This window comes from Hydrogenophaga sp. (genome assembly GCF_035481345.1).
In the GTDB taxonomy this organism is placed as follows: domain Bacteria; phylum Pseudomonadota; class Gammaproteobacteria; order Burkholderiales; family Burkholderiaceae_C; genus Hydrogenophaga.
Window position 1 is genome coordinate 1 of record NZ_DATIGV010000058.1, and the last position, 19,957, is coordinate 19,957.

At 71.3% G+C, this 19,957-nt stretch carries 26 protein-coding genes; 13 read left to right on the top strand and 13 right to left on the bottom strand.

The window, feature by feature from the left end:
* Positions 1-309, top strand: a 309-nt coding sequence (locus tag VLG41_RS06050) for an Rrf2 family transcriptional regulator (RefSeq protein ID WP_325348489.1), incomplete at its 5' end; no start/stop codon positions are given.
* Positions 299-1,198 (top strand): NAD(P)/FAD-dependent oxidoreductase, encoded by a 900-nt coding sequence (locus tag VLG41_RS06055; RefSeq protein ID WP_325348490.1) that lies wholly within the window; start codon positions 299-301, stop codon positions 1,196-1,198. The genes VLG41_RS06050 and VLG41_RS06055, both read left to right, overlap by 11 nt.
* Positions 1,199-1,210: 12 nt before the next feature.
* Here the strand turns inward: VLG41_RS06055 and VLG41_RS06060 are convergent, their stop codons facing one another.
* Positions 1,211-2,131 carry a LysR family transcriptional regulator gene (locus tag VLG41_RS06060; protein ID WP_325348491.1) on the bottom strand — a complete coding sequence of 307 codons (921 nt, stop codon included), beginning with the start codon at positions 2,129-2,131 and terminating at the stop codon, positions 1,211-1,213.
* A gap of 116 nt (positions 2,132-2,247) precedes the next feature.
* Here VLG41_RS06060 and VLG41_RS06065 point away from each other — a divergent pair, with 116 nt between their 5' ends.
* Positions 2,248-3,009 (top strand): SDR family NAD(P)-dependent oxidoreductase, encoded by a 762-nt coding sequence (locus VLG41_RS06065; RefSeq protein ID WP_325348492.1) that lies wholly within the window; start codon positions 2,248-2,250, stop codon positions 3,007-3,009.
* Between the two features lie 21 nt (positions 3,010-3,030).
* Here the strand turns inward: VLG41_RS06065 and VLG41_RS06070 are convergent, their stop codons facing one another.
* A complete protein-coding gene (locus VLG41_RS06070; RefSeq protein ID WP_325348493.1) occupies positions 3,031-3,480 on the bottom strand; it encodes an SRPBCC family protein in 450 nt (149 codons plus the stop codon).
* Between the two features lie 235 nt (positions 3,481-3,715).
* Here VLG41_RS06070 and VLG41_RS06075 point away from each other — a divergent pair, with 235 nt between their 5' ends.
* The 6 genes from VLG41_RS06075 (at position 3,716) to VLG41_RS06100 (ending at position 8,128) form a co-directional block, all read left to right on the top strand.
* Positions 3,716-4,666, top strand: coding sequence for an ABC transporter substrate-binding protein (locus VLG41_RS06075; protein ID WP_325348494.1), 951 nt, complete (start codon positions 3,716-3,718; stop codon positions 4,664-4,666).
* A complete protein-coding gene (locus VLG41_RS06080) occupies positions 4,663-5,469 on the top strand; it encodes an ABC transporter ATP-binding protein (protein ID WP_325348495.1) in 807 nt (268 codons plus the stop codon). The genes VLG41_RS06075 and VLG41_RS06080 overlap by 4 nt, the downstream gene beginning before the upstream one ends.
* Positions 5,462-6,250 (top strand): ABC transporter permease, encoded by a 789-nt coding sequence (locus tag VLG41_RS06085; RefSeq protein ID WP_325348496.1) that lies wholly within the window; start codon positions 5,462-5,464, stop codon positions 6,248-6,250. The genes VLG41_RS06080 and VLG41_RS06085 overlap by 8 nt, the downstream gene beginning before the upstream one ends.
* Positions 6,247-7,002, top strand: coding sequence for an ABC transporter permease (locus VLG41_RS06090; RefSeq protein WP_325348497.1), 756 nt, complete (start codon positions 6,247-6,249; stop codon positions 7,000-7,002). The genes VLG41_RS06085 and VLG41_RS06090 overlap by 4 nt, the downstream gene beginning before the upstream one ends.
* Positions 7,003-7,083: 81 nt before the next feature.
* Positions 7,084-7,422 carry an NIPSNAP family protein gene (locus VLG41_RS06095; protein WP_325348498.1) on the top strand — a complete coding sequence of 113 codons (339 nt, stop codon included), beginning with the start codon at positions 7,084-7,086 and terminating at the stop codon, positions 7,420-7,422.
* A 10-nt stretch (positions 7,423-7,432) separates the two neighbouring features.
* Entirely contained in the window at positions 7,433-8,128 is a 696-nt protein-coding gene (locus VLG41_RS06100) for a helix-turn-helix transcriptional regulator (RefSeq protein ID WP_325348499.1), read from the top strand.
* A 30-nt stretch (positions 8,129-8,158) separates the two neighbouring features.
* Here the strand turns inward: VLG41_RS06100 and VLG41_RS06105 are convergent, their stop codons facing one another.
* Positions 8,159-8,347 (bottom strand): hypothetical protein, encoded by a 189-nt coding sequence (locus VLG41_RS06105; protein ID WP_325348500.1) that lies wholly within the window; start codon positions 8,345-8,347, stop codon positions 8,159-8,161.
* A 167-nt stretch (positions 8,348-8,514) separates the two neighbouring features.
* Here VLG41_RS06105 and VLG41_RS06110 point away from each other — a divergent pair, with 167 nt between their 5' ends.
* On the top strand, positions 8,515-8,820 hold the full coding sequence (locus VLG41_RS06110) for a DUF4148 domain-containing protein (RefSeq protein WP_325348501.1): 306 nt from the start codon (positions 8,515-8,517) through the stop codon (positions 8,818-8,820).
* Between the two features lie 101 nt (positions 8,821-8,921).
* Here VLG41_RS06110 and VLG41_RS06115 read toward each other — a convergent pair whose 3' ends face one another.
* Positions 8,922-9,278, bottom strand: coding sequence for an ankyrin repeat domain-containing protein (locus tag VLG41_RS06115; protein WP_325348502.1), 357 nt, complete (start codon positions 9,276-9,278; stop codon positions 8,922-8,924).
* 82 nt (positions 9,279-9,360) lie between these two features.
* Between VLG41_RS06115 and VLG41_RS06120 the strand changes: the two genes are divergently transcribed.
* Positions 9,361-9,915, top strand: a complete 555-nt coding sequence (locus VLG41_RS06120; RefSeq protein ID WP_325348503.1) for a dihydrofolate reductase family protein — start codon at positions 9,361-9,363, stop codon at positions 9,913-9,915.
* Between the two features lie 91 nt (positions 9,916-10,006).
* Complete coding sequence (locus tag VLG41_RS06125; protein WP_325348504.1) at positions 10,007-10,483, top strand: helix-turn-helix domain-containing protein; 477 nt, start codon at positions 10,007-10,009, stop codon at positions 10,481-10,483.
* A gap of 12 nt (positions 10,484-10,495) precedes the next feature.
* On the opposite strand, the gene VLG41_RS06130 is transcribed toward VLG41_RS06125, so the two are convergent.
* The 9 genes from VLG41_RS06130 to VLG41_RS06170 form a co-directional block, all read right to left on the bottom strand.
* Positions 10,496-10,969, bottom strand: coding sequence for a phasin family protein (locus VLG41_RS06130; protein WP_325348505.1), 474 nt, complete (start codon positions 10,967-10,969; stop codon positions 10,496-10,498).
* A gap of 63 nt (positions 10,970-11,032) precedes the next feature.
* Positions 11,033-11,686, bottom strand: a complete 654-nt coding sequence (locus VLG41_RS06135; RefSeq protein ID WP_325348506.1) for a BON domain-containing protein — start codon at positions 11,684-11,686, stop codon at positions 11,033-11,035.
* Positions 11,683-12,378, bottom strand: a complete 696-nt coding sequence (locus VLG41_RS06140; RefSeq protein WP_325348507.1) for a hypothetical protein — start codon at positions 12,376-12,378, stop codon at positions 11,683-11,685. Before VLG41_RS06140 ends, VLG41_RS06135 begins: the two co-directional genes overlap by 4 nt.
* 3 nt (positions 12,379-12,381) lie before the next feature.
* On the bottom strand, positions 12,382-12,651 hold the full coding sequence (locus tag VLG41_RS06145; protein ID WP_325348508.1) for a lipoyl domain-containing protein: 270 nt from the start codon (positions 12,649-12,651) through the stop codon (positions 12,382-12,384).
* A 13-nt stretch (positions 12,652-12,664) separates the two neighbouring features.
* The gene (locus VLG41_RS06150) at positions 12,665-13,723 is read right to left on the bottom strand and encodes an alpha-ketoacid dehydrogenase subunit beta (RefSeq protein WP_325348509.1); all 1,059 of its coding nucleotides are present in this window, start codon (positions 13,721-13,723) and stop codon (positions 12,665-12,667) included.
* Positions 13,724-13,744: 21 nt separating this feature from the next.
* A complete protein-coding gene (locus tag VLG41_RS06155) occupies positions 13,745-14,755 on the bottom strand; it encodes a thiamine pyrophosphate-dependent dehydrogenase E1 component subunit alpha (protein ID WP_325348510.1) in 1,011 nt (336 codons plus the stop codon).
* A gap of 153 nt (positions 14,756-14,908) precedes the next feature.
* Positions 14,909-16,411 carry an AAA family ATPase gene (locus VLG41_RS06160; protein WP_325348511.1) on the bottom strand — a complete coding sequence of 501 codons (1,503 nt, stop codon included), beginning with the start codon at positions 16,409-16,411 and terminating at the stop codon, positions 14,909-14,911.
* On the bottom strand, positions 16,408-16,839 hold the full coding sequence (locus tag VLG41_RS06165) for an Hsp20/alpha crystallin family protein (protein WP_325348512.1): 432 nt from the start codon (positions 16,837-16,839) through the stop codon (positions 16,408-16,410). The genes VLG41_RS06160 and VLG41_RS06165 overlap by 4 nt, the downstream gene beginning before the upstream one ends.
* A 125-nt stretch (positions 16,840-16,964) precedes the next feature.
* Entirely contained in the window at positions 16,965-17,954 is a 990-nt protein-coding gene (locus tag VLG41_RS06170; RefSeq protein WP_325348538.1) for a zinc-dependent alcohol dehydrogenase family protein, read from the bottom strand.
* 200 nt (positions 17,955-18,154) lie between these two features.
* Here VLG41_RS06170 and VLG41_RS06175 point away from each other — a divergent pair, with 200 nt between their 5' ends.
* The gene (locus VLG41_RS06175) at positions 18,155-19,879 is read left to right on the top strand and encodes a PHA/PHB synthase family protein (RefSeq protein WP_325348513.1); all 1,725 of its coding nucleotides are present in this window, start codon (positions 18,155-18,157) and stop codon (positions 19,877-19,879) included.
* Positions 19,880-19,957: the final 78 nt, after the last annotated feature.

The following is a 19,957-nucleotide window of genomic DNA, read 5'->3' on the forward strand; positions in this document are numbered from 1 at the left end:
GCGGGTTTCGTCGTCGCGGGCAAGGGCCATGGCGGCGGCTGGGCCATCGCCGTCGACCTGCGCCGCGTCACGCTGCGCGACGTGTACGAGGCTGTGGGGGCGCCCGCGGTGTTCGCCATGGGCCACCGCAGCGAGAACCCGGCCTGCCTGGTCGAGCAGGCGGTGAACGCCGCGCTGGACGACACCCTCGCCGCCGCGCGCGCGCTGATCGACCAGCGCCTGGCGGCCATCACCCTGGCCGACCTCGCGGCCGACTTCGACCGGCGCTTTCGCGCCCATCCGCACCGGGAGCACTTGCATGAACACTGAACGATTCGACGCCGCCATCGTGGGCGGCAGCTACGCCGGCGTGTCCGCCGGCCTGCAACTGGCGCGCGCGCGCCGCCGCCTGCTCGTCATCGACGCCGGCCAGCGCCGCAACCGCTTCGCCGCGTCTTCGCACGGCTTCCTGGGGCAGGACGGCCGGCCGCCGCAGGACATCGCCGCCGAGGCGCAGGCGCAGTTGCGCGCCTACCCCACGGTGCGCTGGATCGGCGCCAGCGTCACGAGCGCCGCGCGCACCGACGAAGGCTTCGCACTGCACACCAGCGACGGCACCACGCTGCACGCCGCGCGCCTGGTGCTCGCCACCGGCGTGGAAGACCAGTTGCCGCCCATCGAAGGCCTGGCCGAGCGCTGGGGCCGCGCCGTTTTCCACTGTCCCTACTGCCACGGCTACGAGTTGCAGCAGGGCCGCATCGGTGTGCTCGCGCGCAGCGAACTCGCCATGCACCACGCGCTGATGCTGCCCGACTGGGGCCAGGTGACGCTGTTCCTCGACGAGGCCTTCACGCCCAGCGACGAGCAAGGGCGCGAACTCGCCGCGCGCGGCGTGGCCGTGGAGCGCACACCCGTGCGCCGCCTGGTGGACCACGCCACGGTGGAGCTGGAGGACGACCGCCGCCTGCCCATGGACGGCCTGTTCACCATGAGCTGGACGCGCCCGGCCACGCCGATCGCCGCGCAACTGGGCTGCGCCATGGAGCAAAGCCCCATGGGCGAGTTCGTTCGCACCGACGCCATGAAGGCCACCAGCGTGCCCGGCGTCTTCGCCTGTGGCGATCTCGCACGCGCGGCCGGCAACGTGGCGCTGGCGGTGGGCGATGGCGCCATGGCCGGCGCGGCCACGCACCGGTCCCTGCTGTTCCCCGGCGCTTGAACGGGCCTGCCTTCAGCGTCCGCGCGCCAGGGGCACCGTCATCGGCCCCACCACCTCGCTCAACCACTGCATGAACACCTGCGCCCGCCGCGGCAGGTGGCGCCGGTGCGCGTAGAGCAGGTTCACCGGCATGGGGGCGGCCTTGTGGCGCGGCAGCAGTTCGACGACTTCGCCCGCGCGCAGGCGCTCGGCCACGCCCCAGCGCGGCACCTGCACGATGCCCAGGCCCGCCAGGCAGGCGCCCATGTAGGCCTCGGAGTTGTCCACGGTGAGCGCCCCGGCCATGGGCAGGAAGTGCGTGTGGCCGGCCCCGTCGAGGTACTCGAAGCCGGGTGAGCGCGCGCCCAGCGTGCCGACGTAGTGCACCAGCCGGTGCGCCGCGAGCTGCTCCAGCCGCGTGGGCTTGCCGTGGGCGCGCACGTAGGCCGCGCTGGCCACGTTCACCAGCTCGCAGCCGCCCAGGGGTCGCGCCACCAGGCTGGAGTCGGCCAGCGAGCCGATGCGCAGCACGCAGTCGAAGCCTTCGCGCACCAGGTCCACGCGGCGGTCGGTGCTGCTGAGCTCCAGCTCGAGCTGCGGGTGCGCGGCCAGGAAGTCCGGCAGGCGCGGCAGCACCATGTGGCGCGCCACGCCGATCGGCATGTCCACGCGCAGGCGGCCCTTGAGCACGGCGCCCTCGGGCTGGAACAGGGTGCGCAGGTCTTCCACGTCGTCGAGCAGGTCGCGGCAGCGCTCGTGGAAGACCTGGCCGTCCTGCGTGACGGCCACGCGCCGGGTGGTGCGTTGCAGCAGCCGCGTGCCCACCATGGCCTCGAGTTGCTGCACGGCGCCCGACACGCTGGCCTTGGGCAGACCCAGGCTGTTGGCCGCCTGGGTGAAGCTGCCCAACTCGGCCACGCGGGCGAAGACTTTCATGGCGTCCAGGGTGTTCATGGGTGGCGTTCCATTGTTCTTTCAAACCGAACATATTGAACGATTCGAGGTGATTTATCTATTGATATCCGATCAATAGACTGCCTTCACCGATCCACTTTCTTCAGGACTTCAGCATGAACACGAACCCCATCGCCCTGGTCACGGGCGCCAGCCGCGGCCTGGGCCGCAACACCGCGCTCAAGCTCGCCGCGCGCGGCGTGGACGTGATCCTCACTTACCGCAGCCGCGCCGACGAAGCGCAGGCCGCCGTCGCCGAGATCGAGCGACTCGGCGCACGCGCCGTGGCGCTGCCGTTGGACGTCGGCGACAGCCGCAGCTTCCCCGCTTTCGCGCAGACCGTGCGCGAGCGACTGCGCGCCACGTGGCAGCGCGAGCGATTCGATTACCTCGTGAACAACGCCGGCGTCGGCATCCACGCGCCCTTCGCGGACACCGCGGAGGCGCAGTTCGACGAGCTGATGAACGTCCACCTCAAAGGCACGTTCTTCCTCACGCAGGCGCTGCTGCCCCTGATCGCCGATGGCGGTCGCATCGTGAACGTCTCCACCGGGCTGGCGCGTTTCGCGCTGCCGGGCTACGCGGCCTATGCGGCCATGAAAGGCGGCGTGGAGGTGCTGACGCGCTACCTGGCCAAGGAGCTGGGGCCACGCGGCATCGCGGTGAACGTGGTGGCGCCGGGCGCGATCGAGACGGACTTCGGCGGCGGCACCGTGCGCGACAACAAGGCCGTGAACGATTTCATCGCCTCGCAGACCGCGCTGGGCCGCGTGGGCCAGGCCGACGACATCGGCGACGCGATCGCCACGCTGCTGCTGCCGCAGAACCGCTGGATCAACGCGCAGCGCATCGAGGTCTCGGGCGGCATGTTCCTCTGAACCGCCGCCCGCGCGCGGGGCTCACTCGTTGGGGATCTCGGGCTCCACCAGCTTCGCGAGTTGCTCCAGCGATTCCTGCCAGCCGAGGTAGCACATCTCGGTGGGAATCGCTTCGGGGATGCCCTCCTGCACCACGTTGAGCTCGGTGCCGCAAGACACGGCCTTGAACGTCACCGTCACGGTGATGGTGCCGGGCAGGTTCGGGTCGTCGAAGGTGTCGGTGTAGCGCAGGCGCTCACCGGGCACGAACTCCAGGTACTCGCCGCCGAAGCCGTGCGACTGGCCGGTGCCGAAGTTGGTGAAGGACATGCGGTGCTTGCCGCCCAGGCGCGCCTCCATCTGCTGCACCTCGGCCGTGAAGCCGTAGGGCGGCAGCCAGCGGCACATGGCGGCGGGTTCCGTGAAGGCGCGAAAGACGCGCTGCGGCGGGGCCTTGAGGACGCGGTGGAGGCGAACGGTTCCGGTGGGCATGAGGGACTCCTTGGGTACAAATTTATGAAGAAACCATGATTTCTCATGGGTCGGCTGGGCGCCAGGAAACAGCAACGCTGGCATTGTCACGACGGGGGACGGCTCGGAAAATCGACAACCGCTGGTCGCCCCGAAAACGATCAGAATGGCCACCCGCCGCCCTCCAACGTCAAGGGAGTGAACGGGCGCCCCGCCACCGGCGGTGGTGGACCCAGAACCTTCCCGGAGTTCCGCCATGCCGCTCTCCCGACGCCGTTTCCTCTCCGCCTCCGGCACCGCCGCCGCCAGCTTGGGCGCGCCCCGGGTCTTGTGGGCCGCGCCGCCCCCCGTGGTCTTCGGCTACACCGGGGTGACGGACTTCGCCTCGGTCTTCGTGGCGGTCAACGAGGGGTTCTTCCGCCAGCGCAAGCTCGAGGTCGAACCGCGGTTGATTCCCCTGAACCCGACGATCCCCGCCGCGCTGCAATCGGGCGCGCTGCACATCGGCGGGCCCACCGCCTCGGTGCTGGTGCAGGCCGTGAACGGCGGGCTGGACCTGGTGGTGGTCTCGGGCGGCGCCGTGACGTCCAAGGAGATCACCCACGCCGGGCTGGTGGCCCGCGCCGGCTTGGGCATCCACACGGCGGCGGACTGCGTGGGCAAGAAGATCGGCGTGCCAGGGCTGGACGCCTTCCTGCACATCACGTTCCGCGCCTGGCTCAAGCAGCAGGGCGTGGACCACCGGCGGATCCAGTTCGTCGAGGCGCCCTTCCCCTTGCACGTCGACCTGCTGCGCGGCGGCTCCGTCGACGCCTTGCTGACGGGCGAGCCCTACATGAGCCGCATGGTCGATAGCAACATCGGCCACGTCGTTTCCTACTACCTGACCTTCCTGCCCGACAACCGCCCCACCGTGCTGTACGCCGCGCTCCGCGACTGGGTCCGGCAGAACCCCGAGACCGTGCGCGGCTTTCGCGAGGCGGTGCGCGAAGGCGCCCGTTTCGTGCGGCAGCCGCACAACGATGCCCGGGTTCGTGCCGCCCTGGCCCGCTTCCTGAAACTGCCGTCCGAGGTGCTGAACAAGATTCCGATCGTGCGGCCCAACGCGGAGATCGACAGGGAGCAACTGGCCTACTGGGTCGACCTGATGCGGGAGCAGAACATGCTGAAGACCGTGCCCGACGTCGACCGCCTCATCGCCAAGTGAACCCCCACGCCCCCACCGCGGACCCGCCGAGCGAACCCTTCCTCCGCTTCGACCGCGTGACGGTCCGCCTGGGCGGCCAGGACGTCGTCTCGCTCACCCGCCTGGACATCGCGCGTGGCGAGTTCGTCTGCATCGTCGGCCCCAGCGGCTGCGGCAAGACCACGCTGCTGCGCGCCGCCGCCGGGCTGCTGCCACCCAGCCAGGGCGAGGTGCGGCGCAACGGCCGCCTGGTCACCGAACCCTCGCGCGAAACGGCGATGGTGTTCCAGGACTACGGCCGCGCGCTGCTGCCATGGCGCACGGTCGAAGGCAACGTGGCCCTGGCGCTGGAGGCCGCCCGCACGCCGCGCGGCGAATGGCCCGGCCGCATCGCGGATGCGCTGCGCAAGGTGGGCCTGCAGCGGCACGGCCGGTACTTTCCGGCGCAGCTGTCGGGCGGCATGCAGCAGCGCGCGCAGATCGCCCGCTGCCTGGCGCAGCGGCCCACGCTCATGCTGCTGGACGAGCCCTTCGGCGCCCTGGACGCGCTCACGCGGCAGGGCCTGCAGGACGAGCTGGCTCGCCTGGCGCGCGAACACCAGCTCACCGTCCTCTTCGTCACGCACGACCTGGAGGAAGCGATCTACCTCGGCGACCGCGTGATCGCGATGCGCGCCCACCCCGGGCCGGACCGGCCCAGCCTGGCGCACGCCATCGAGGTGCCCATCGAGCGCCCGCGCCACCAGTTGGCCACCCGGGAAGACACGACCTTCCTGCACCTGCGCCGCGAGTTGTTCGACCACATCGAGCGGGGCCATGCCTGAGCCGCGCGGCGCGGGCTGGGCGTGGCGCGCGCTGCGCGCCACGGCTTTCCCCCTCTTGCTGCTGGGCCTGTTCGAAACCGCCACCCGGCGCGCGGCGGCGCTGGGCAGCGAGGTGCTGGCGCCGCCCAGTGCCGCGCTGCGCGCCCTGGCGCAGGCGGCCCTGGACGGTTCGCTATGGCCCGCCACCGGCTTCACGCTGGGCGCTGCCGCGCTGGGCCTGCTGCTCGGCGCGGGGCTGGGCACCCTGGCCGGCATCGGCCTGGGCCTGTCGGCGCGCGCCTCGCGCTCCACCTTCCTCAGCATCGAACTGCTGCGGCCACTGCCCTCCGTGGCGCTGCTGCCGCTGGCGATGCTGCTGTTCGGCTTCGGCACCGGCCTGGAACTCAGCCTGGTGGCCTTCGGCACCTTCTGGTCCCAACTGCTGCTGATCCAGGCGGCTGTGCGCCGAGTGGACCCGCAACTGCTCGAACTCGGCCGGCTGCTCGGGCTGTCCCTCCCGCAGCGCATCCGCAAGATCGTGCTGCCCGCCATCGCGCCGCGCGTGTTCACGGCCCTGCGCCTGGGCATGGGCTCCGCCCTGGTCATCGCCGTGACGGTCGAACTCGCCGGCAACCCGCATGGCATGGGCTACGCCATGCTGCTGGCCCAGCAAAGCCTGGCGCCGGCCATGATGATCGGCTGGCTGGCCTGGATCGGCCTGATCGGCGTGCTGCTCAACGCCAGCGCGCTGAGGCTGCAACGCGCGCTGGACCGCCGCATGGGCGTCATGGGCGCTGGATGAACACCCGCCCCAGCACCTGGCCCGCCTCGCTGGCCCTGCTCGCCGCACTGCTCGTGGTGTGGTGGGCCATCAGCCACGCGGGCTGGCTCAGCCCCGCCTTCCTGCCCACGCCCGAGGCCACCGCGGCCAGCCTGGCCGAGGGCGTGCGCGGCGATCTGTTGCGCGCCAGCCTGAGCACGGCCGTGCGCGTGCTGCAGGGCTGGCTGCTGGCCTCGCTGGCGGGCGTGGCGCTCGGCGCCGCCATCGCCGGTTCAGCCACGCTGCGCCCCTGGGTTCAGCCCACGCTGGAGTTCCTGCGGCCGCTGCCCGCCTCGGCGGTGATGCCGCTGGCCATCGCGCTGTACGGCCTGTCGCCGGCCATGGTGCTGTTCGTCATCGCCTTCGGCGCGCTCTGGCCGACCCTGCTGGGCACGGTGCACGGCATCACCGCCATCGAGCCCCGCCTGGTCGACGTGGCGCGCTGCCTGCGGCTGTCGCGCGTGGCCTTCCTCTGGAAGATGGGCCTGCCCCATGCGGCGCCCGACATCGTGGCCGGCCTGCGCCTGTCGCTCACGGTGTCGCTCATCGTCGGCACCCTCGGCGAGATGCTGGCCTCACAGGAAGGCCTGGGACTGGCCATCCTGCTCGCCGCGCGCGCCTACCGCGCGAGCGAACTTTTCGCCTGCCTGGTCCTGCTGAGCCTGATCGGCCTGGCGGGCCACGCGCTGCTGGTGCTGGCCGAGCGCTGGCTGCTGCGCGGGCGCGCCGGCTGACACCGCCCACACTTCGGCACGCGCCGAAGCGTGCCGTGCACCGCGTGCGCCACAGTGGATCCCTCGATCAGGAGACCCACCATGAACACCGTCTGCTTCATCCGCTACCAGCTCGACCCCTTCCAGATCCCCGCCTTCGCCGACTACGCGAAACACTGGGGCGAGATCATTCCGCGCTGCGGCGGCCACCTCATCGGCTACTTCGTGCCGAGCGAAGGCACGAACGACATCGCCTGGGGCCTCATCGGCTTCGACGACCTCGCCGCCTACGAGCGCTACCGCGCCCGCCTGCGCACCGACGAAGCCGGGCGCGCCAACTTCGAGCGCGCGCGCACGCAGCGCTTCATCTTGCGCGAGGAACGCACCTGGCTCGCCAGCGTGCCCGGCACCTTCGCGCAGGAGCGGCACGCGATGCCATGATCGCCCCACCATGCACGCCCCGTTCGAACCCACCGTCGCCGCCGTGGCCAGCCTGCTGGCCGACCCATCGCGCTCGCGCATGCTGCTGCACCTGCTGGGCGGGCGCAAGGCCAGCGCCTCCGACCTGGCCGCGGTGGCGGATGTGTCGGCGGCCACCGCGAGCGGGCACCTGGGCAAGCTGCTCGACGGCCGGCTGATCCGCGTGGAGCCGCGCGGGCGGCACCGCTACTACGCCCTGGCCGACGAATCGGTGGCGCGCCTGCTCGAATCGCTGGCCACGGTGTCGGAACGCGACGCCACCAGCCCCGCCTGGCGACACCCGGCCCGCGCGCGGCTGAAGTTCGCGCGCTGCTGCTACCGCCACCTCGCGGGCGAGCTGGGCGTGGCGCTGTTCTCGGGCCTGGTGCGCCAGGGCGCCTTCGACGCCGTGCCTGAGGGCCTGGCCCTCACGCCCGCCGGGCACGAGGCGCTGCACACCCTCGGCTTCACGGTGCCCGCGCCGTCGGGCCGGCGGCGCCGCTACGCCTACGCCTGCCACGACTGGTCCGAGGGCGTGGACCACCTGGCCGGCGAGCTGGCCGAGCAGGTGCTGGGGCACTTCATCGACCAGGACTGGCTGCGCCGCGGCGATGGCCGCGCGCTCGCGCTCACGCCGCGGGGGCAGACGCAGTTGATGCCCCGGCTGCGCGACATCGCCCCGGGCTGAGCCAGCTCGGCCGCCGCGCCGGGGCACCGCTCAGCCGGCGAGGTTCTTGAACAGGTAGCGCGCCAGTTCGGACCAGAACGCCGAGCCGGAATGCTGTTGCCACAGCACCGAGACGTCCGCGAAGGCCTTGTGCAAGACCATGGCCATCAGCCCGACGAGGCCCAGGATGGCCACCACCTGCAGCACGGTCTTGAACAGGGCGTCGGGGTCGCGTCGCATGCGCCGGAGCTTAGCGGACCCGCATTGTTTCCAGATCGGCAACTTTCCATTGCTGCGACGGCTGTTTATTCCCTGGTCCGCAATCTTTACAGTTCATCCCATGCCGAACACAAAGCGGCATACAGAGCAAACCCCCGTTAACCACCCGTTATCTTCAAGGAACTGTCATGAAATCCGCCAAAAGCATCGCCCTCTCCCTGACCCTGGCCCTCGGCGCCGGCGCCGCCTTCGCTGAAGGCCCCGTGTTCGTCGATCCGCCCTTCACCTCCACGCTGAGCCGCGCTGAAGTGCGTGCGCAAGCCATCGAAGCCCGCGACGCCGGTCTGTTCGCCCTGGGCGACGGCCAAAGCGCCACCGGCGACAACGGCACCGCCGTGGCCAGCCAGCGGACCCGCGAGCAAGTGCGCGCCGAGATCGCCGAAGCGCGCCGCACCGCCCGCGGTGACATCGCCTCGATGGCAGCCGGTGCGTAAACCCGGCGCGGGTTCGCGCCAGCCACGACAACGGCCCTTCGGGGCCGTTTGTTTTTTTGCGAGGCATGACCGGATGGGCTGCGCGACGCACGAGGCCTGCGCTAAGCGATCAGGCGATCGAACCAGCGCGTCCACCAGGGCTCGCGCGCGGGTTCGGGCGATGCGTCCAGGCCCAGGGCCAGCAGCCGCTGCTCCACACTGCCCAGGCCGGCCTGGCGCGCGGCCTGCAGCGGCGTGAGGCCTTCCAGCTCCGAGCGCAGGTCCGGCCGCGCGCCGTGGTCCAGCAGGTAGTGGGCCACGGCCTCCTGCCCCTCCAGCAGGCTGGCCACCAGGGGCGTGGACAGGAACTCGGGATGCGCGTGGTTCAGGTCCACGCCCGATCGCACGTGGTACCGCACCAGGGGCAGATTGCCCGCACAGGCGGCCGTGAACAGCTCTTTCCAGTCTCCAGCGGACATGGTGTCTCCTCAACGATTGGCCCGGTCTGTCGCCGGGCTGGCGCAGAGAATACCCGGCCCCGTCCATCGCTGCCGTGCCGCCATGAAAACCCAGTACTACACCGCCTGCTCGCTCGACGGCTTCATCGCCGATGACCACCACTCGCTCGACTGGCTGTTCCAGCTGGGCAACGACGCCGACGCCGACATCGAGACCTTCATGGCCGGGGTGGGCGCGCTCGCCATGGGCTCGTCCACCTACGAATGGATGCTGCGCCACCACGTGAAGCCCGGCCAGCCCGACGGCCAGCCCTGGCCCTACGCGCTGCCCTGCTGGGTGTTCTCCTCGCGCGAGCAGGCCGCACTGCCCGGGGCCGACATCCATTTCGTGCGCGGCGACGTGCGCCCCGTGCACGCCGAGATGGTCGCCGCCGCGAAGGGGCGCAACCTCTGGGTCATGGGCGGCGGCGAACTGGTGGGTCAGTTCCACGACCACGGCCTGCTCGACGAACTCATCGTGACCATCGGCTCGGTCACCCTGGGCTCGGGCGCGCCGCTGCTGCCGCGGCGCATCGTCTCGCCGCCGCTGCGCCTGCTCGACGCCAAGGCCTTCGGCACCGGTTTCGCGCAACTGCGTTATGAAGTCGTGAGGGCCTGAGCGCCCGCCCTTCGCGGCCTCCCGTGACATCTCGTCACAACCCGCGCCTGCGCTATCCTGTCCCTCGGCACCATTGCCGTCGGATGGGACGATGACCACATTTGCTTCCTCACTGAAGAAGGAAATCGCGCGCGTCGCGCGCAAGGAGTTGAAGGACGAACTGGGCGCGCTGCGCAAGGCCTCGGCGGGCTACCGCACCGAGATCGCCGCGCTCAAGCGCCAGGTGCGTGATCTGCAGGTGGCCTTGCGCCAGACCAGCCGCCGCGCCGACAAGGTGCTGAAAACCGTGGCCCCTGAAGCCGCCGCCGAAGCCGCCGACGCACCCCGGCGCGGGCGCCGCGCCGTGTTCAGCGCCGAGCGCCTCAAGGCCCAGCGCGAGCGCCTGGGCCTCACACAGAAAGACATGGCCGCCTACCTGGGCACCTCCACGCTGTCGGTGTGGAAGTGGGAGACGGGCCAGGTCACACCGCGGGCGCGCTTCCTGCCCGCCATCCTCTCGCTGCGCACCACCGGCAAGCGCGAGGTGCTGGAGCAACTGGCGAAGCGGGCCGGCGGCGGGGCGGACTGAAGCGCGGGCGACTCAGGACGCCTCGGCGCGCCCGTTGAACGGGAACAGCGCGTTGAACCCGCTTGCCAGCACCGGCAGGCTGTCGCTCATGGAGCCCATGCGCTGCAGTGCGCCGTTGTCGGCCAGGTGGGTGCAGCACTCCATCAACTCGCGCTGTGTGTCGGCCGCCACGGCGCCCAACTGCTGCCAGTACTGGGTGGCACCCTCCAGGTCGAAGCGCATCAGTTCGGCCTGGATCTGCATCAACTGCGCGGGCCCGCTGGCCTCGCGCAGCTTGTCGGCCGCGCGCGAGTAGTGCTGCAGCGCCTGATGCGCCGCCTTCTCCTGGATCTTTCGCATCGACTCGAAGCCCCGGAACACCGCGCAGGCGCTCTCGGCGGCCAGGGTCATTTGCTGGCGCGACAGATCGCTGGCGGCGTCCCAGGCGGCTTCGGGAGTCGCTGCCGGGGCGGTGGCGGGGGAACCGGAATTGCGTTTGGTGGCCATGGCCTTCTCCTTGTGTTCAATGGCAATCGGGCAGCGCCACCAGGCGCTGACACCGGGCGTTTTTCATGCGGCCACCTCGAGCTGGTCGACCACGCGCGAGACGCCCCTGGCCGCGTAGGCGGTGCCCACCACGGCCTGGCGATCGGCCAACGACTCGACGGTGCCGCGCAGCGTGACCACGCCGCCCTCCACGTCCACGGCGATGCGCTGGGCTTCCCGCCGCGCATGGCGCTCCAGCGCCGATGAGATGTCGCGCGAGATCTCGCTGGCGTTGGCCCGTGCCTTGATCGATATGTCGTTCGTCACACCGCGCACGCCCACCAGCGGGCGCACCGACTGCTCGGCGCTGGCGCGCTGATACGCCCAATCCGTCTCGCCCGACAGCCGGATCCAGCCGTCCTCGACCTCGACCTTCACCTTGTCCTCGGGGACCAGCGAATGCCAGCGCAGCGCGTGCGCCGCGGCCTGCGCGATCTCGCTGTCGGTGCGCGCGTGGCCGGGCGCCAGCCGCACCTCCAGGTCCAGCGCGATGCCACGCACGCCGGACACGCGGCGCACCGCGCGTTCCACCGCGTGCTTCTGCACGTAGGTGTCCAGCGTGCCGCTGAGCGTGACGATGCCGCTGCGCACGGCCACGCCGATGTGGGTGGTGTTGATGGCGGGGTCCCAGGCGAGTTCCGCCGCCACGTCCTTCTTCAGTTGCTCATCGGTCTTCATGGAAAGCACTCCTCTTGGCGAATGGGGCCGTCGGCCGCGATGGTCTCGACGGGAAGCCCCAGTCTGGGCCGCGCGCGCGGCCTGGACATTGATGCGGCGCAACTTGCCTCGTCCATGCTGGCATCGCGCAGACGGATGGCCAGCTCGGCCGCCCAGCGCGCCGTATCGGGTGCGTAGCCCAGGCAGCACTGCACCGTGGTGGTGGTCTCGGCCAGCACCTGCGCGTGTTCGACGCGCCGGTTCAGTTCGCGGCACAGCATGGACCAGGGCACCGGGCTCAGCAGCGTGCCCGACCACAGTTGCACACGGTCACGGCGCCAGGTCTGCGCGACGCCGGTGAGCTTGCGCCCGTCCACCAGCACCTCGCCGGGCGCGCGCCCCGCGAAGCACGCCCAGTGCGAGGACAGCGTCCCCTCGTAACAGTGGGCGTCGATGCCGTGGCCTCGCAACCAGTCGCGGTGCAGCGCGCCGAACCACAGGGCGGCGGCCGCCGGCCCCTGGCGCAGGCGCGGGTGCGAAGCCGGCAGCACCAGCACGGCGCGCAGCAGCCACGGGCCCAGCAGCACCGCGCCGCCGCCGCTGGAGCGCAGGCGGCAGGGCCAGTGAACCCCCGCCGCGTCGCCACGCTGCGAGCGCCCCAGAGAGAGCCCCGCGTGCGAGGACACGGCCGCCAGCGCCATCGGTGTCTGCATGCTTCATCCCTTCGCGATGCGGCCCACCGCCTGCTCGCGCGCGAAGTTCGCACCCGCCGGCACGAACACGCGCTCCAGCACACCCGCCGCGGGCGCCACGATGTCCAGCGTGCTCTTGACGAGCACGGCACGCGCCACCACCTGGCCCGCCGCCACCGGCTCGCCCTCAGCCACCAGCCAGCGGTCCAGCAGCGCCTGCACCCCGGTGTCCACGCCGGTCCAACTCTCGGGCGGCAGCCCCAGGTCCAGGCCGCCTGCGGTGATCGCGCTCATCGGGCCCGCTCCGTCATGCCGCCGCCTTCAGCTTCGCGTCGGCCATCTCGCAGCAGGCCTCGACGATGCGCGTCACCGAGGGAATCACCGCCTGCTCCAGCGGCCGGCTGTAGGGAATGGGCACGTTCGGCACGCCCAGTCGGCGGATCGGCGCGGCCAGGGCGATTTCATCCATGCGCTCCGCGACCACGGCGGCGATCTCGCCCGACAGGCCGAAACCGACGTAGTCCTCGTCGACGATCAGCAAGCGCCCGGTCTTGGCCACCGAACGCAGCACGGTCTGCGTGTCCAGTGGCACCAGGGTGCGCAGGTCGATGACCTCGGCCTCGATGCCCTGCGTGTGCAAGGTGCGCGCGGCCAACATGGCCTTGTGCACCATCTGGCTGAGCGTCACGATGCTCACGTGCCGGCCCTCACGCACGACGGCCGCCTGGCCAAAGGGAATCGTGTACGCCTCCTGCGGCACCGCGGTGCTCGCGCCCTCATGGTGCTGCATCCACGGCAGGCCCATGATGCCCTTGTGGAAGAAGTACATGACCGGGTTGTCGTCGCGGATCGCCTGGATCATCAGGCCCTTGGCGTCGTGCGCATTGGACGGCACCACCACCTTGAGACCCGGCATGTGCGCGAAGGTGGAATAGAGGCACTGCGAGTGCTGGGCCGCGTCGCCATAACCGCCGCCGATGGCCGTCATCAGCACCACGGGCAGCTTCACCTGGCCGCCCGACATGTAGCGGTTCTTGGCCAGGTGGTTGTAGATCTGGTCCATGCAGACGCCGAAGAAGTCCACGAACATCAGTTCGGCGATGGGCCGCAGTCCCTCGGCCGCCGCGCCCGTGGCCGCGCCGATGAAGGCGCTCTCCGAGATCGGCGTGTCGCGGATTCGCTCGGGGCCGAAACGCTCCAGCAGTCCGCCGGTGGCGCTGAAGATGCCGCCGTAGCGGCCGATGTCCTCGCCCATTGCGAAGACGCGCGGGTCGCGTTCCATCTCCTGGCCGATCGCTTCGGCGATGGCCTGGGCCATGGTGAGAGTACGTGGCGCACTGGTGGCAACGCTCGCAGGGGTACTCATGGTGGGCTTCCTTCCTCGCCCTCAGGCGAATACGTGGTCCGTGGCTTCCGAGGCGTCCGGGTACAGGCTGCCTCGAGCGAATTCGAAGGCCGCCGCCACACGCGCCTCGGCGCGCTGGCGGACGCTGCGGTCCAGCGCGTCGTCCAGCAGCTTGCTTCGCCGCAGCGAAGCGGCCAGCGCGGGAATCGGGTCGTGCTGGCGCAACTCGCTCACCTCCGCCTTGGGCCGGTAGATCTCGGCGTCGCCCTGGAAGTGGCCGAAGTAGCGATCGGTCTTCACCTCGATCAGCGTGGCCCCGCCCCCATGGCGCGCACGCTCCACGGCCTGCGCCGCTGCGTCGTACACCGCGATGGCGTCGTTCTTCTCCACTGCGATGCCCGCGATGCCGTACGACTTCGCGCGCTCGGCGTTGGACGCGATGGCCGTGGCCTGGTCCTTGGCCACCGAGATCGCCCATCGGTTGTCCTCGCACACGAAGACCACGGGCAGGCGCCACAGGCCCGCGAGGTTGAGCGATTCGTGGAACGTCCCCTGGTTGGCCGCGCCTTCGCCAAAGAACGCCACCGCGATCGCCTGGCTGCCCGTGAGCTTGGCCGCCAGCGCCGCGCCGCAGGCCGGCGGCAGGCTGGCACCCACGATGCCGCTGCAGCTGAAGCGGTGCGCCGGATCGAACAGGTGCATGTGCCCGCCCTTGCCCCGCCCCAGGCCCGTGACCTTGCCGAATATCTCGGCCGTCATGCGGTCCAGCGGCACGCCCTTGGCGATGGCGAAGTGGTGCGGGCGGTGCGTGCCCACCACCGTGTCGGCCTCGCTCAGGTGGGCGCACACGCCCACGGCCACGGGCTCCTGCCCGGCGGCCAGGTGCATTTCGCCGGGCACCGGGCCCGAGGCGATGTCGAAGGCCAGGCCCTGCTGGATGTGCGGCGGCAGCTTGCCTTCCAGGTACACCTGCGCCAGGGATTCTTCGTAGCGGCGGATGACGAGCATGGTCTCGTACATCCACAGCAGCTTGTCATTGGACGGTTTCGTCACGGCGGTCTCCGGCTCGTTGATCGGTGCGAGCAATCTAGGCCCGGCGACGAAAGGAAAGTTGACGTGGCGCAAGAAGGCTTGCGGCACCGGGCGCCAGCCGCCCGCCATCCGACGTCGCGCGCAAGCGCCCGGTGGTCGCGGCATGGATCGCCGTCAAGACGCGATGTGAAGGGCGGCGCGCGTGGCCAGCGCCTGGGACGCCACTTCGGTCCGCAGCCACTCGTCTTCGCTGAGGGGCTCCTGCACGCCCCTGAGCGCGTCCAGCGTGTCCTCGCCGGCTTCCGAGGCATCGCCGCGCCGCTCGCGCAGGCGGGTGCGCAGCAACCCGTCGGGGGCCTCGCAATGCACGATGCGCCAGGGCACGTGCAAGCGCCGCGCCAGCGAGGCCGCGGCCTCGCGTTCGTGGCGGCGCAGGAAGGCCGCGTCCAGGACCACGGGAAAGCCCGCCTCCAGCGCCGTGCGCGCCAACGCGAACAGCGTGTCGTAGGTGCGCCGCGTGGCCTCCTGGCCATAGATGTCCTGTCCGCTGGCGCGCGAATCGGCACTGGCCGGCAGGCCGAACAGGCGCTTGCGCTCGACGTCGGAGCGCAGGCGGATGGCGCCCTGCGCCTGCAGCATGGCCTGCGACACGAAGCTCTTGCCCGAGCCGGGCAGGCCATGCATCACGGCCAGCCAGGGCGGCCCATGGCGCACCCAGTCCAGGGCGGCCTCGACGTAGCGGCGGGCCGAGGCTTCTCGCCCGCGCAGGCATTCCACCTGGGCCCGCACCAGCGCGCGGTACACCAGGGCGTGGCGCAGGCCCGGCAAGCCGCTGTGCTCGCCGGTGGCGTCCAGCCACGCGTTGAGCAGGCGAAACGCCAGGTCGCCGCGGCCGCGCGCGCGCAGGTCCATCACCGGGAAGGCGATGTCGTCGATGACGTCGATCCAGCGCAGGGCCGGGTCGAACTCGACGCCGTCGAAGGCGTTGACCTCGCCGTCGACCACGATCAGGTTGGCCAGGTGCAGGTCGCCATGGCACTCGCGCACATGGCCGGTGCGCAGCCGCTCGGCCCAGTGCGGCGCCAGCCGCTGCGCCTGCGCGCGCAGCCAACGGGACAACAGCGCCACTTCCTCGACGGAGACGACCGCCACTGCACCCGCCAGCGCCGCGGCGGCGAGCGCCGCGCGTTGCGGCGCGCCGGCAAAACCGCTGTCCGGGCGCGCCACGGGCGCCTCCCGATGGAAGCGCGCGAGCAGGGCCGCGCAGGCATCCACCTCGGCCTCGCCCAGGCGCCGGTCGCGCAGCCGCTCGCTGAACAGCGCGCCCTCCGGGAAGCGGCGCATGCGCACCGCCCAGTCGATGGCGCGCCCCGCGCCGCCGATCGCGGGCGCGTGCACGCTGCCGGTGATCGCGACCACGTCGAGGTAGAGCGTGGGCGCGAGCCGGCGGTTGAGCCGCAGTTCCTCCTGGCAGAAATAGCGGCGCGTCTGCGGCGTCGAGTAGTCGACGAAGGGCAGGCGCAAGGGCTTCTTCAGCTTGTAGGCACGATCGCCCGCGAGCAGCACCCAGGAAATGTGGGTTTCGATCAGCGAGGCGTCCAGGTGAGCAGCCAGCGCATGCGCCAGCGCGGCACCAGGCGCGTGCGTGTCGGGTGAGCTGGCGCCGGCACCGGTCACTGGATGGCGATCTTGCGCGCGGTGGTGGCGGCCTTCTTGGGCAGGGTCAGCGACAGCACGCCATCGGCGTAGTGCGCGTCCACCTTGCCCTCGTCGATGTCGCTGGCCAGGCTGAAGGTGCGCGAGATGCTGCCCTGATAGCGTTCGCTGCGCAGCACCTTGTCGCCGTTGCCCTTGGTCTCCTTCTCGCTGCGCGTCTCGGCGTCGATCTGGACCACGTTGCCATCGATGCGCACGTTGATGTCGTCTTTCTTGACGCCGGGAATGTCGGCCTTGACCTCGTAGGCCTTGTCGTTCTCGGTCACGTCCACGCGCATCTTGAGCAGGGGCGCTGGCTCCACATCGAACGCCATCGGGGAAAAGAAGCGGCGCATGGCGTTGTCGAATGAATCGCTGAACATCGGGTCCAGCAGTCGCAGGTTGCTCATGGTGGTTTCCTCATCTGAAGGTTGATCGGGTGCGCCACGGACGCACGGGCTCAATGTAGGCACGAAGCGCCCGGCGGAATTTGACGTGGCGCAAGAGCGGCCACACCGGGTTCGTTCACACCTTCTCAGGGCACCAGCACCGCCGCGCCCTCCAGCCGCCCCTCGCGCAGCGCCTGCACGGCCGCCTGGGCCTGGGCGAGCGGGAAGGCCTGCACGTGGGTGCGCACGGGCACCTCGCGCAGCAGGTGGAAGAACGCCTCCCCGTCTTCGCGCGTGAGGTTGGCCACGGAGCGCAGCTCGCGTTCGCCCCACAGCAGCCGGTAGTCGAACGCCGGGATGGGGCTCATGTGGATGCCGCCGCACACCACCACCCCGCCCTTGCGCGCGGCGGCCAGCGCGGCGGGCACCAGGGCGCCATCGGGGGCAAAGATCAGGGAGGCGTCGAGCGCACCCTCGGGCGCTTCGGTGCTGGCGCCGGCAAAGCGCGCGCCCAGCCGGCGCGCGAAGGCCTGGGCGGCCACGTCGCCCGGTCGCGTGAACGCGTGCACCTCCTGGCCCTGCGCCACGGCAATCTGGCACACGATGTGCGCCGCCGCGCCAAAGCCCCAGATGCCCAGGCGCTTCGGCCGGCGCCCGCCCGCCAGCCGCCAGGCGCGAAACCCGATGAGCCCGGCGCACAGCAGCGGCGCGGCGTGCAGATCGTCCACGCCCTCGGGCAACGCGAAGCAGAAACGCTCATCGGCCACGCAGTACTCCGCGTATCCCCCGTCGCGGTCGTAGCCGGTGAACAGCGGCGCGTCGCACAGGTTCTCGCGCCCCAGGGCGCAATAGGGGCAGGCGCCGCAGCTGCGGCCCAGCCAGCCGACGCCCACGCGCTGCCCCAAGGCGAACCGCCGGGCGCCGTCGCCGATGGCCACCACCTCACCGACCACCTCGTGCCCGGGCACGGCGGGCGGCTCGCGCCGCGCCAGTTCACCGTCGAGGATGTGCAGGTCCGTGCGGCACACCCCGCAGGCGCGCACGCGCACCAGCACGTCGCGCGGACCCGGCGCCGGGCGGGGCCGGTGCACGGACACCAGCCGGCGCGTGCCGGCGTCGATGGCCATGGCCAGCATGGATGGGGCGCTCACGGAAGGACCTCCAAGTCGAGCGCCCATGCTAGTCCCATGCGTCAGAGAAAACGCACCGTCGTCAGCGCGGCAGAGGTGCGATTCGCGACGCCCTTGATGTAGCGCAAGCGCGCCCGCGCCGCGCGGCCGATCATGGCGGCATGCGAAACGCCGACCCGGCCGATCCATCACCAGGACCGGCCCCCATGGACCTGCCCCTCAAGCTGGCAATCGCCCGGCTGTCCAACGGCGTGTCGCCGGTCGCGCTCGCGCAGGCCCAGACGGACTGGTGGCTGCACCTGATGGCCTCACCCTCGCGCCAGGCGCAGCTGGCGGCCAGCGCGCTGCACAAGGCGCAGGCCTGGTGGCACTACCTGGGCCACGCCGCGCAGGGCCCTTGCGAGGACTGCGTGGCACCGGCCCCGCAAGACAAGCGCTTCAGCCGGCCCGAGTGGCAGCGCTTCCCGTTCAACGCGCTCGCGCAGGCCTTTCTGCTGCAGCAGCAGTGGTGGGACGAAGCCACGCATGGCGTGCGCGGCGTCTCGCGCCACCACGAGGACGTCACGGCTTTCGTGGCGCGGCAGTGGCTGGACATGCTCTCGCCCTCGAACTCGCCGCTGCTCAACCCCCAGGTTCTGCACGAAACGCTGCGCACGGGCGGCGCCAACCTCGCCCGCGGCGCGGTGAACTGGGCGCGCGACGCCATGGCGGTGGCGGCGGGCGGGCAGGCGCGCGGGCTGCAGGCCTTCCAGCCGGGCCAGGCGGTCGCGCTCACACCGGGCCAGGTGGTGATGCGCAACGAGCTGATCGAGCTGATCCAGTACGAGCCCGCCACGCCCACCGTGTGGCGCGAGCCGGTGCTGGTGGTGCCTTCCTGGATCATGAAGTTCTACATCCTCGACCTCACCCCCGCGGACTCGCTGGTGCGCCATCTGGTGGCGCAAGGACACACCGTGTTCATGGTGTCGTGGCGCAACCCGGGCAGCGAGGACGCCGGACTGGGTCTGGACGACTACCTGCGCCTGGGGGCGCTGGCGGCGCTGGCCGCCGTGCGCGAGCGCTGCCCCGGCGCGGGCGTGCACGCCATGGGCTATTGCCTGGGCGGCACGCTGCTGGCCATGGCGGCGGCCCTGCTCGGCGCGCGCGGCGACTCGGGCCTGCGCAGCCTCACGCTGCTGGCCGCGCAGGTCGACTTCCAGGAACCCGGCGAACTGGGCCTGTTCATCGACGACAGCCAGATCGCCTTCCTGGAAGACATCATGGCCGAGCGCGGCTACCTGGACGGCCAGCGCATGGCCGGCGCCTTCCAGCTCATCAACTCCAAGGACCTGGTCTGGTCCAAGCTCGTGCACGAGTACCTGATGGGCGCGCGCACGCCGGTGACGCCGATGCGCGCCTGGAACGCCGACGCCACGCGCCTGCCCGCGCGCATGCACGGCGAATACCTGCGCCGCCTCTACCTGCACAACGACCTGGCCGAGGGTCGTTACCGCGTGGACGGCGAGCCGGTGAACCTGGACGAGATCCGCCTGCCGCTGTACCTGCTGGCCACCGAGCGCGACCACGTCTCGCCCTGGACATCCGTCTACAAGCTGCTGCGCATGGCGCGCGCGCCCACCCGCTTCGTGCTCAGCTCGGGCGGCCACAACGTGGGCATCGTGAGCCCGCCCGAGGGGCCGCTGGCGAGCCCCGAGGCGGCGTACCGTGTGGGCGAGTGGGCGCCGCGCGAAGCACCCGGCGATCCGCAGGACTGGTTCGCGCACACCCGGCCGCAAACGGGTTCCTGGTGGCCCGACTGGAGCCACTGGCTCGCCGGCCATTCCTCGCGCCGGGTGAAGGCGCGGCCCGTGGCGGGCCTGCGCGTGAGGGGGCACACGGTGCCCGCGCCGGGCAGCTACGTGTTCGACCCACCACCGGCGGCCTCCACATGAGCGCCGCCGGGCCGTTCCCAAGGCGCTCAGCCCCGCAGTGCGCGGCACGGAGGGTAGCCGAATGAGCGCCGCCGGGCC

Bases quoted from the DNA above. Each gene is read 5' to 3' on its own strand.
- VLG41_RS06125 (WP_325348504.1), top strand. From the start codon at position 10,007: ATGACCACATTTGCTTCCTCACTGAAGAAGGAAATCGCGCGCGTCGCG.
- VLG41_RS06085 (WP_325348496.1), top strand. From the start codon at position 5,462: ATGCCTGAGCCGCGCGGCGCGGGCTGGGCGTGGCGCGCGCTGCGCGCC.
- VLG41_RS06135 (WP_325348506.1), bottom strand. From the start codon at position 11,686: ATGAAGACCGATGAGCAACTGAAGAAGGACGTGGCGGCGGAACTCGCC.
- VLG41_RS06115 (WP_325348502.1), bottom strand. From the start codon at position 9,278: ATGTCCGCTGGAGACTGGAAAGAGCTGTTCACGGCCGCCTGTGCGGGC.
- VLG41_RS06095 (WP_325348498.1), top strand. From the start codon at position 7,084: ATGAACACCGTCTGCTTCATCCGCTACCAGCTCGACCCCTTCCAGATC.
- VLG41_RS06175 (WP_325348513.1), top strand. From the start codon at position 18,155: ATGGACCTGCCCCTCAAGCTGGCAATCGCCCGGCTGTCCAACGGCGTG.
- VLG41_RS06070 (WP_325348493.1), bottom strand. From the start codon at position 3,480: ATGCCCACCGGAACCGTTCGCCTCCACCGCGTCCTCAAGGCCCCGCCG.
- VLG41_RS06145 (WP_325348508.1), bottom strand. From the start codon at position 12,651: ATGAGCGCGATCACCGCAGGCGGCCTGGACCTGGGGCTGCCGCCCGAG.
- VLG41_RS06105 (WP_325348500.1), bottom strand. From the start codon at position 8,347: ATGCGACGCGACCCCGACGCCCTGTTCAAGACCGTGCTGCAGGTGGTG.
- VLG41_RS06110 (WP_325348501.1), top strand. From the start codon at position 8,515: ATGAAATCCGCCAAAAGCATCGCCCTCTCCCTGACCCTGGCCCTCGGC.
- VLG41_RS06060 (WP_325348491.1), bottom strand. From the start codon at position 2,131: ATGAACACCCTGGACGCCATGAAAGTCTTCGCCCGCGTGGCCGAGTTG.
- VLG41_RS06130 (WP_325348505.1), bottom strand. From the start codon at position 10,969: ATGGCCACCAAACGCAATTCCGGTTCCCCCGCCACCGCCCCGGCAGCG.
- VLG41_RS06120 (WP_325348503.1), top strand. From the start codon at position 9,361: ATGAAAACCCAGTACTACACCGCCTGCTCGCTCGACGGCTTCATCGCC.
- VLG41_RS06150 (WP_325348509.1), bottom strand. From the start codon at position 13,723: ATGAGTACCCCTGCGAGCGTTGCCACCAGTGCGCCACGTACTCTCACC.
- VLG41_RS06170 (WP_325348538.1), bottom strand. From the start codon at position 17,954: ATGCTGGCCATGGCCATCGACGCCGGCACGCGCCGGCTGGTGTCCGTG.
- VLG41_RS06065 (WP_325348492.1), top strand. From the start codon at position 2,248: ATGAACACGAACCCCATCGCCCTGGTCACGGGCGCCAGCCGCGGCCTG.
- VLG41_RS06055 (WP_325348490.1), top strand. From the start codon at position 299: ATGAACACTGAACGATTCGACGCCGCCATCGTGGGCGGCAGCTACGCC.
- VLG41_RS06165 (WP_325348512.1), bottom strand. From the start codon at position 16,839: ATGAGCAACCTGCGACTGCTGGACCCGATGTTCAGCGATTCATTCGAC.
- VLG41_RS06140 (WP_325348507.1), bottom strand. From the start codon at position 12,378: ATGCAGACACCGATGGCGCTGGCGGCCGTGTCCTCGCACGCGGGGCTC.
- VLG41_RS06075 (WP_325348494.1), top strand. From the start codon at position 3,716: ATGCCGCTCTCCCGACGCCGTTTCCTCTCCGCCTCCGGCACCGCCGCC.
- VLG41_RS06090 (WP_325348497.1), top strand. From the start codon at position 6,247: ATGAACACCCGCCCCAGCACCTGGCCCGCCTCGCTGGCCCTGCTCGCC.
- VLG41_RS06100 (WP_325348499.1), top strand. From the start codon at position 7,433: ATGCACGCCCCGTTCGAACCCACCGTCGCCGCCGTGGCCAGCCTGCTG.